Here is a 10781-nt window from a genome sequence, read left to right as displayed (position 1 = left end):
ATGAAATGAGGTGCGCAGTCCGTTTCGAAAAGCGTGCAATTAGATTACCGAAAGATGGAAACGCCGACAATGTGATAAACCTTAACTCCCGGAGAATCGAATATTTGAAAACAAAACGGACGGCGTCCCAAATATCGCAAGGAAATTCAGGTGCTTTTTTGCCTTGAAAACGGTCCTCTTTTCAATTACGACCGTCCTAATCGCCATTACGACCGTCCTAATCTTCGCGAGGTGCCGAGTGCACTACACATTAGCACGGTCGCAATGGAAAAGAAGACGGTCGTAATGGAGAAAAACACCCGAAAAAACGAAAAAATCCCCTTTTTGATGTCCAAAAAGAGGATTAACATTTATTCATATTCAGAGGCTTTACAAACCTGAAAAATGAGTTTTATACAATAAGTCGGTTTTCTTATTCCTCAATATGATACGCTTTCAATTTATTGTAAAGCGTTTTCCGATCGATTCCCAATAGTTGGGCAGCCTTCGTTTTGTTGTTTCCGGCTTCCTGGAGGGCCCGCTTGATCATTTCGCATTCGTGCGTCTCATTTTTTAGCTGGATATTGACCGGAGTAGAAACCGGGGCGGCAGTCAGTTCTTCCGGAAGTTCATTACGGGTGATATAACGACCGGTAGCCAATAAAGTTGCATACTTGATTGCATTCTTCATCTGGCGCAGATTGCCCGGCCACGAATAAGACTGGAAAAGACGTATCACGTCATTGTCAAAGCCGATAATATCCTTCTGCAATTCCATATTCGCCTGGTCCAAAAAGCTGTTCGCAAACAGCAGAAGGTCTTCTTTCCGTTCTTTCAGATCGGGAATGCGGACCGTAAACTCATTGATACGGTGATACAGGTCTTCACGAAAATCGCCCTTATCGATCGCTACACGCAGATTCTCGTTTGTTGCGGAGATGAGACGGACATTAATCACAATCTCCTGGTTACTACCGATCGGTTTCACTTTACGCTCCTGCAGGGCACGAAGAAGCTGCACCTGCACTTCATATGATAAGTTTCCAATTTCGTCCAGAAAAATCGTTCCTCCCTGGGCAGCCACAAAAGCGCCTTCCTTATTATCGATAGCTCCGGTAAACGAGCCTTTCACATGGCCGAAAAACTCGGAGGCTGCCAGGTCTTTCGGGATAGCTCCGCAATCGACGGCGATGAAAGGGGCTTTCTTCCGGTTGCTCTGTTCGTGGATACGGCGGGCGACGTATTCTTTTCCTGTCCCGCTCGATCCGGTGATCAGTACAGACATATCCGTCGGCGCAACCAATCGTACGTGTTCATAAAGCTGGCGTGCAGCCTGGCTCTGGCCCTCGATATACTGACTATTATTACCACCTGAAGATTCCGAACGTTTCGCCGGACGCATGGCAGGTTCAGCAGCCGGAGCAACAAGCTCCTCCCCGCCTGTCTTTATCACATCCCGGATCTTTCCTAAAAGCTCTTCGGGATTCAATGGTTTGGCAATATAGTCGGATGCCCCTAATTTGATCGCTTGCACAGCTGTTTGTATCTCTGCATAGCTGGTCATCATAATCAGGGGGATTGAAATATTATTTTCCTTTATCCATTTCAACAGGTCGATCCCATCCCCGTCCGGCAAGCGCAGGTCCGACAGGATCAGATCGAAAGAAACATCCTCTATCCGGTTCTTTGCATCCGAAACCGATGATACCGAACTGACTTCGAAGTCTTTCCTTCCCAGCCAGGTTTTCAGCATCAACGAGAATGTTATATCATCTTCTAAAATCAGAATAGACGGCATATTATTCTTTTTTGTTTCATATACAAAGGTAATCTTTTTTCAGTTGAGAGTTGAAGATTGAAAGTTGAAAGTTGTATTTTTTTGAATAAAGAAACCGGCTAAAGCCCAAAACAACTTTCAACTTTCAACTCTCAACTATTTGGCTCCTATCCATGTCGCTCTACGCCATGCACCTTCAAACGGACCTTGCTTATATCTGCTTAACCACCAATGGCAGAAACCTAACTGAAGGATAAACAACAGGATGCCCACTCCGAAGCTGGCGGTCGTGCAGAGGTCATCGTACAGGGACAGACCGTAGCCGAAATAAACAAATGAGCCGATAATGGATTGTGTCAGGTAGTTCGTCAGACTCATCTTTCCGTAAGGAACCAATCCGTGTAACACTTTATGCGTCGAAACCTGTTGCCACAGAAATACGAAGCCTGCAACCAACACACACATAAAGGAGAAATTGCGGAAAGAAGAGACTACTGTATTCATCGGGGTCAACATCGCCTTATTGGGAATCATATCCGGCAAGGAGGCTGTGATGAAATACAACGGGACAAAACAGATTGCTCCTATAACCAAAGTCCGCATCCAGAACACACGATGTTCGGACAGGTTTACAAACAGCTGCTTACGACCGATCAGCATACCAAGCAGGAACAAAGAGGCAGTCTGGAAGAAACGTCCGTAACCCCATGCCCACAAAAGGCTGAACAACTGTCCGTCCCACAGGTTGGATTTGACCATCGCCCAGAAATCCGGCTGCGACAGGAACGGATACATGCGCTGGCTGTGAATACGCCAGATACCGGCAGCCGGCACATAGTCGGGGTTCATCATTGCATAAAAGAACTTACCCAATTCAAGCGGCTGAAGCATCAGAATAATAGCCGTTATCAAAACTGCCCGGTCGCTCCATTTGCAGACCAGCACCAGCACCACGCCTATAATAGCATAAAGCACCAATATATCTCCCGGGAAAAACGCCCCGTTGAAACATCCTATAATAAAGAGAAGGAAAAGACGCCACAGGAAACGCAACCGGAAATCCTTGCCTTTTTTTGCCTGGTTGTTATACTGGATAAAAAAACTGAAACCGAACAACAGGGAAAAGATAGCATAGGCCTTACCGGAAAAAAGGAAGAAAAGAGTTTCCCATACCCCTTTATCCATTGCCTGCATAAATTCCGAAGAAGGCGTTGGAAAATCATAAAAATTAAAATGTTCGATGTTGTGCAGTAACATAATTGCCATAACGGCAAAACCGCGAAGTGCATCCACCACCTCTATACGAGATGATTTAGCCAAAAGTCCGTGCTCCATGGTAAGAAAGTAAATTATGAATTATGAATTATAAATTATGAATTGACAGGCTATTGACTACTGCTAATTCACGCTGCAAAAGTAGGCAAAGATGTTATATAAAACAAAAAAAGCACCCTTTTAGGCGCTCTTTTTGTTTTGCAGACTTAAATAGAATACTCGAACATAATAACTTTAAACGGTTTAAATGTAGAAACGTCCACTTCCGCTTCTTACTTAAAGAGGAAGCGAATATCGTGCCAAACAAAGTCATGTCCACGATATTTTTTCGTAAACTCTTATATTCTAACAGATATATCATATAGAATGTTTTACGAAGGATAATTATAGCCTCTTTATAAACGGGGAATTTATGGACACAAGTGTGGAATATTTCTACAGATAGCGTTCCACAGCCTGATTGACTATTATTGTTGCCTGGCGGATCACTTCGGACAGTAACCGCTTCCAGCCATCGTCTGTCACAGCTTCGTCGTTCTTCTCGAGAATCCGCAGTTGTGCGACCAGGTCAGTTGCTCCCAACATAGTGAAAAGTGGAATCAATTTATGGGAAATCTTTGCAGCCGGACCACGTTCTGTTGCATCCAATGCCTGCTGCAGGAGTGAAATGCTTTTATTCGTTTCCTCGGCAAACGTCCGGATAATGGATGCGGAGGCCTCTTTGTCTTCTCCGGCAAAGGAGGTGAGCGAATCGAAATTGAATTCGGGCGACGTCTCGGCCTGTATATTAGCCTGCAACAGGTTATTCAACAAGGCTATCAATTGTTTTGCCGTGAAAGGCTTGTTCAGGAATCCGGTAAAGCCGACCTCTAAGTAATGGGTATGTTCGTTTTCCACACTGGCGGAAAGAGCTATTACCGGCACCGTATCTGTTCCGGGGATACCCGATGTACGGATGGCGCTCAGCAATCCATAACCGTCCATGCCCGGCATTTGTATATCGGTGATGATGGCATCGAAAGAACTGTTACGGAGGATGTCGACTACGGTAAAGGGATTTGTACAGCTGGCTACTTCCACATGGTTGCGTTTCAGGAATTCTTCGGTCAGCGCCAACTGCAACGGATCGTCATCGACCAGCAGGCAATAGATTTCACGTCCTTCAAACGTTTCCGCTTCGGCCTCGTCCTCTTCCGGAACGGAAGCTGCCGGCAATGTCTGTACATCCGATTCCTGCAACGGCATCACAATCGTAAAGTCACTCCCTTTTCCCGGAACGCTTTTCAGCGTAAGCGTCCCTCCCATCAGCTCGATCAGTTTGCGGGTGATGGAAAGTCCCAGGCCGAATCCCTCCTCCTTTTCCGTACTGGAAAGGCGGGTAAATTCACCGAAAATCTTTTCCTGTTCTTCTTCCGGAATACCCGTACCTGAATCACTGACAGTAATAGACAATTGGCTATCGGCCGGAGAAAACTTAACCAGCAGAACCACACGCCCTTCATGCGTAAACTTGATCGCATTGGACAACAGGTTGCTGACCACCTGTCGAAGGCGTATCGGATCACCGGAATAAATCCGGTCCATCCCCTCTTCTTTCAAGTTCAACACAAACGACAACCCTTTCGACTCGGCAATCGGGCGGAAGCTGCCATATATTTCATTGAAAAGTGTTCGCACGCTAAAAGGTATGTTCTGTATCTCCATCTGTCCGGATTCCAGCCGGTGGAAATCCAGCAGGCCGTTCACCAACGAAAGGATATGGTCGGCAGAGCCCGTCATATTCTCCAGATAATAACGCTGGCGCTCATCCGGATGTCGGCGCATCAACAGTTCGATATAGCCGATAATGGAAGAGAGCGGCGCCCGGATATCATGACTGATGGTCAGCATCAGCTTCTCCCGCCTGTGCAACAAATCCTCCGCATACTGTTTTGCTTTCTCTAATTGCTGCCGGTAATACTGGCTCCGGGATATATCGCGCGCAATCAGGATGATAAAGACAATCACAATAATCAGAGACAGGACAGCGATACCGGCAATCAGATAGGACGTTTCGCGCAGAAGTTCCTGCTTCTTCACGACACGCTCCATCGAAACGTTCATCTCTTCTTCCTCAATATCACGCAACATCTGGTTGATCCGGCTCGTGATAATACTGTTGTTATAACGCAGATTGGCAGCGCGCTCCAACAACTGGTCGACAAGCTGTTTACGTTGGTCCGCAACACTGTCCTGCAGGCTTTTCAGAACTGTCACGATCGTATCTGCCGGATTAAAGGCGTTCACCAATGTATCCGTCACAATCTGCCGGGTTGTATTGACCACTACGGCAGAGTCTTCTTTTGGCGGAGAGAAAGCATCGGCAAGACGGCGGAAAAAGCCACGCGGTTTACGGGGCTGGGGGGTCTTTACGGAATCCTGATGTATGATCACACGCTCCTGTATTTCAACCTGCCGGACTACCGTATCCTGTTGGGCAATTACTTTTTCAATATTCTGGGCATACAGATGTTCGGCGTTCGTTTCCTGCCAGGTCTCCAACAATCGCCGGGTATTCAAACGTTTCTGTTCGATCAGCATGTCGATCGTATCTATTTTGGGAAGCAATGCCGGATTTGATACCAATGTGCGCAGGGAATCCATATTCTGCAGGGCCTTGTTCAAGGTACGGTTAAAATGGCTGATCTCACCTTGCGGACGTCCGATCACCTGTCCGAGCGCCTCACTTTCGTAGAGAAGGGAAAGGGTGTTCGTGACCAGATAGACTTTCTCCCTCGACTTGCTGCTGGGATCTTCTTCATCGGCAAACTGTTCGATGACATTATAGATATAAACGACTGCACAGACAGCTACCAGGATCAATAACAAGTATCCCAGTATGACCTTACTTGTAGTATGCCCGTTCTGTGCACTCATCAGTCTTTACGATAAGCCATCTTCCATTTGTCCAACATAACAAAATCGGCCTTTTTCAGCCCGACTTTCCAGAAAGGAACCGGTTCGTCATGATCACCCAAGAACATACGGTCGCGTATGTCGAAAGCCTTGCTGGTCAGTGCCAACGAAGAATCCGACACGGCTGTCTGCACGTTTGCGATATCCAGCATGGTATGGAACACGCTGTTTGTGCTGACCGGATAAGCCTGATGGGAAACTGCCGTCCAGTATTTGTCGGGAAACAGCTCCCGGTAATTGTCCGAAAACCAGATTACATACGGGATATGCAACTGGTAATAAGTAGGTATCGGCGAAGCATGCAGATACCGCCCGCGGGAATCGTCAAAAATATCTTCCCCATGATCGCTCAGGTAAAGCATCGACGCACAGGCATCCTTCTTTTTCAACATATCCACAATTTCACCCAGCACATAGTCCGTATAATGGATCGAATTGTCATAGGCATTGCGTAATTCGGTCTTATAGGAAGCACGGATACCTTCCGCCTTATCAGGTGTATAGAAGCGGAACTCAGCCGGATAGCGTTCGTGATAATTGAAATGCGATCCGTATGTATGAAGAACGACAAACATATCGTCGTCCGACTTATCCAGTTCCTTTTCCAAATAAGGCAAAAGCGAGGCATCATATAAAGAAGTCAGATAAGAGCCGGTATTGAAACTACTCATATCGATAAAAGAATCGGCCTCCCGGTAAAAAGCCCCAATCATCGAAGTTGTGAGCTTTTGATTGGCGATGACTAACGTACGGAAACCGGCTTCCTTGAATGCAGTAACAATGCTTTTCTCGTCATAGATAACTCCATAATCCTCGGCGCTGGCTGCGGAAAGGATGATCGGGACACTCTTATGCGTATTATTGGATTGCGTCACCACATCCGTAAAATGGACAAGTCCGTCGAGCTGTTTCATCCGGGGAGTCGTATTGCGCTCGTAGCCATACAGGCTCCACTCCATGGCGCGTGACGTCTCTCCCACTACCAATACATAGATTTCCCGCTTACCTTCCGGATGGGCTTTGCGGATAGAATCGAATCGGAAATCGGCGGAAGTAATATGATAGTTAGCATTCTTTTCCGATTTGGTAATCGCAAAATACAGGTTATAAAGCGCATTAACCGGATAAACATCATCTTTCAGCGAGAAACGATGATGTTGCAGAGGAGACAGGAAACAAAGGGCAACTCCGATCAGAAACAACGCCAGGCTTCTCAACGCCCATTTCCGGCGAAACACGTCTGTCAGCCGGTCCTTCAACCGGACCGAACGTGTAGCCAGCCACAGCGTGGGAAGTGTATAAAAGAAAAACACACAGATTATGACAAGGAAGATATTCCCCAATAATTCGCTGGCTTCGGAGGCATTCGAACTCGTCAGGTTCAGAAACATATCCACCGCAATGACGGATTCGCCAAAAAGATATAATAAGACCAACTGCCCTCCATCCAGTATAATCTTCGGCAGCAGGCACCAAACCACTATCCCCGGTCTGCGTGCCAGCAACAAAACTCCCATCCAGAATGCCAACGGCATGATAATGGAAGCAATCCCGACTGAAACCGGCAATGGCTCTGTAAACAGGAAAACACAATTCGGGACGATAAACAACAATCCAAACAAGATATATAAGTGTTTCTGTACAGATAACCAACGTAAAATATTCGTAAAATGCTTCATCTATTTTCGCCTGTAAAAGCCAAATTTATCAACTATTCTTATCCCCTCTCGCTACAGCCTTGCTGCAATCGGCAAATGTAGGGGTTATCCCTCATATACGCATACAGCAGAAGCACAAAAAAAGTTATTTCGATTTTATTAAAAGACAGTTACATCCCAATTATGCCTTTTGAGAACGAAGGAAAGCCGAACAAAAGTTTTCAAAAATCATGCAAATGCTTTCAAAAATCGTGCAATCACACAGTGACATAGACAAATAGCTTCTTACTCTCGTTTTTTATCTCTAATTTCGGGCAACCTAAGCAGATTATTATACTATCATCTATAAAAATAAAAACAAAAATGAAAAGACAAATTGCATTGCTGTCAGTCTGTGCCACTCTGCTGAGTGCTTGTTCATCGAACACCCGCACAACGAGCGAGGCATATGCTCCTGCTGCAAAAAATGAATTGCGTGCACCGGCGACCCCGTTGGTGACTATCGACCCGTACACCAGCGCCTGGTCATTTGCCGACCAACTGAATGAAGAGAGCGTGCGCCACTGGACCGGACGCAACTTCCCGCTGTTAGGAAGCTTGCGCGTAGACGGTGTTTCGTACCGTTTCATGGGCGTAGACAAAGTCGAGGTCACTCCGGTTGTCGGTACGGCAGCCTCCGGCCTTTGGGATGCCACCTATACGTTCAACCAGCCCCAAGGGGAATGGATGGCTCCCGATTACGACACAAAAGGGTGGAAAACGGGTAAGGCCGCGTTTGGAACCGAAGACAATCCTTACCGTTCCACACCGTGGCAAGACGGCGATATCTGGGTACGCCGTTCGTTCGACTGGCCGGAAGGGACGGCAAAAGAATCCCTCTTCCTCCAATACTCCCACGATGACAATATCGAACTGTATGTAAACGGCCAACAGGTTGCCGCAACAGGCAATGGCCTGGATTACGACTTGTTGAAAGAGATCCCTCAGGATATTGCAAACACGCTGAAACCGACCGGAAATATCCTGGCCGCCCATTGCCGCAACAATGGCGGCGGTGCATATGTAGATATGGGTATCATGAAAAAGGTGAAACGGGGGGACACATTCGACAACAAGGCGGTCCAGAAATCGGTAACCGTCATGCCGACCCAAACCTATTACACATTCGAATGCGGCCCGGTCGAACTGGATCTGATCTTCACTGCTCCGATGCTGATGGACGACCTCGACGCCATGACAGCTCCATATAACTACATTACCTACCAGGTCCGTTCACTGAACGGCAAAGCTCACGACGTACAGTTATATTTAGAAGCAACGCCTCAATGGGCTGTCAACACAATCGACCAGCCGGTTTCTTTCGAAAAGATCGAAAAAGACGGATATGTCTATCTGAAAACAGGCTCTGTCGACCAGGATATATTAGGTAAGAAAGGTGACGACCAACGCATCGACTGGGGATATTTCTATCTCTCAGCCCCGCAGTCTCCGGATGTAACAGTCGCTATCGATGAATATTACGCCGCAAAGAAAGCATTCATGTCTGTCGGGAAACTATCGGGCAACGCCGACAATGTCTCTTCGGATATGGAAAAGCAGATGACAGTTTTAGCATACTCCGACAACTTAGGCACAGTCGATAACCAGACTGTTTCGGGGCATCTGCTGATCGGATACGACGATTTGTATGCGATCCAATATTTCAACGATAACCGGATGGCTTATTGGAAACATGACGGGCAAGTTGATATTTTCGATGCCTTTGCCAAAGGCCACCAGGACTATGCCAAGATGATGAAACGTTGTACGGATTTCGACGCACAGTTGATGCAGGAAACAGCGGCAACCAGCGGTCAGGAATATGCCGAACTCTGCGCACTGGCCTATCGCCAGGCTATCGGAGCCCATAAACTGGTAACGGACAAAGAAGGCAACCTGCTGTTCTTCTCAAAAGAGAACTTCAGCAACGGATCGATCGGCACGGTTGACATCACGTATCCGTCAGCTCCCATGTTCTTGTGCTATAACCCGGAACTGCTGAAAGGCATGATGAACCCGATCTTCTATTATAGCGAAAGCGGCAAATGGAACAAACCGTTCCCGGCGCACGATGTCGGTACCTATCCGCAGGCTAACGGACAGACGTATGGCGGCGATATGCCGGTCGAGGAATCCGGCAATATGCTGATCCTGGCAACTGCCATTGCCACAATCGAAGGAAATGCCGACTATGCGGCCAAACATTGGGATGTACTGACAATCTGGGCCGATTACCTGAAGAAAGAAGGGCTCGATCCGGAGAACCAACTCTGTACGGACGACTTTGCCGGCCACTTCGCCCACAATGCCAACCTGTCTATCAAAGCCATCATGGGAGTAGCCGGCTATGGCAAGATGGCGGAGATGTTAGGCAAGAAAGAGATTGCCGAATCCTACCTCTCGGCTGCACGCGAAATGGCAGGGAAATGGGTTGCAATGGCAAAAGACGGCGATCATTACAAGTTGACATTCGACAAGTCCGGAACCTGGAGCCAGAAGTATAATCTGGTTTGGGACCGCCTGTTAGGTTTGAATATCTTCCCGACCGAAGTTGCAGAGACGGAAATGGCCTATTACAAGACCAAACAAAACAAATATGGGTTACCGTTGGATAACCGTGAAGATTATACCAAATCGGACTGGATTCTCTGGAGTGCCTGTCTGACCGGAGATGAAAGCGATTTTGAAACGCTTATGCTCCCGGTATGGCAATATGCCAACGAAACGACTTCACGCGTCCCGCTAAGCGACTGGCATTACACCTCCGACGGAACACAGCGCGGCTTCCAGGCCCGTTCGGTTGTAGGCGGCTATTATATGCGATTGCTGGAGAAACGTTTATCGGATAAATCCAAAGATTAAGAAATCAGCATTTACAGGTTCAAATATTCTTACAACTGTATCTGTATAAGCAAGCGGGAAAGTCTTGGCTTGGCAAGATCGGCTATAAAATGGTATTGCAGTACTTCATGGGGTTATAGTGCCGTAAAGGAATGAGAGGCGGCGAGCCGCTTGGCGGCCGACCCCCCAAAAGTGAGTTTAATGTAAAAAGCGGGAGATAGATGATCTACTATTCTCCCGCTCACACATAGTTATCG

5 protein-coding genes are annotated in these 10781 nt (G+C 47.2%); 1 reads left to right on the top strand and 4 read right to left on the bottom strand.

What is annotated here, in order from left to right; all coding sequences use genetic code 11:
• Positions 1-412: 412 nt before the first annotated feature.
• From DWU89_RS19680 to DWU89_RS19665, 4 genes are all read right to left on the bottom strand, one after another.
• Entirely contained in the window at positions 413-1777 is a 1365-nt protein-coding gene (locus DWU89_RS19680) for a sigma-54-dependent transcriptional regulator (RefSeq protein ID WP_115501336.1), read from the bottom strand.
• Between the two features lie 135 nt (positions 1778-1912).
• Positions 1913-3091 (bottom strand): DUF418 domain-containing protein, encoded by a 1179-nt coding sequence (locus tag DWU89_RS19675; protein ID WP_115501335.1) that lies wholly within the window; start codon positions 3089-3091, stop codon positions 1913-1915.
• Positions 3092-3466: 375 nt separating this feature from the next.
• On the bottom strand, positions 3467-5947 hold the full coding sequence (locus DWU89_RS19670) for a hybrid sensor histidine kinase/response regulator (RefSeq protein ID WP_115501334.1): 2481 nt from the start codon (positions 5945-5947) through the stop codon (positions 3467-3469).
• Positions 5947-7665, bottom strand: a complete 1719-nt coding sequence (locus tag DWU89_RS19665; protein WP_115501333.1) for a phosphoethanolamine transferase — start codon at positions 7663-7665, stop codon at positions 5947-5949. Before DWU89_RS19665 ends, DWU89_RS19670 begins: the two co-directional genes overlap by 1 nt.
• A gap of 342 nt (positions 7666-8007) precedes the next feature.
• On the opposite strand from DWU89_RS19665, the gene DWU89_RS19660 reads away from it, so the two are divergent.
• A complete protein-coding gene (locus tag DWU89_RS19660) occupies positions 8008-10545 on the top strand; it encodes a glutaminase domain-containing protein (protein ID WP_115501332.1) in 2538 nt (845 codons plus the stop codon).
• Positions 10546-10781 lie beyond the last annotated feature (236 nt).

It is taken from the genome of Parabacteroides acidifaciens, assembly GCF_003363715.1.
Taxonomy (GTDB): domain Bacteria; phylum Bacteroidota; class Bacteroidia; order Bacteroidales; family Tannerellaceae; genus Parabacteroides; species Parabacteroides acidifaciens.
This window is presented reverse-complemented; position numbering and strand designations above follow the sequence as displayed.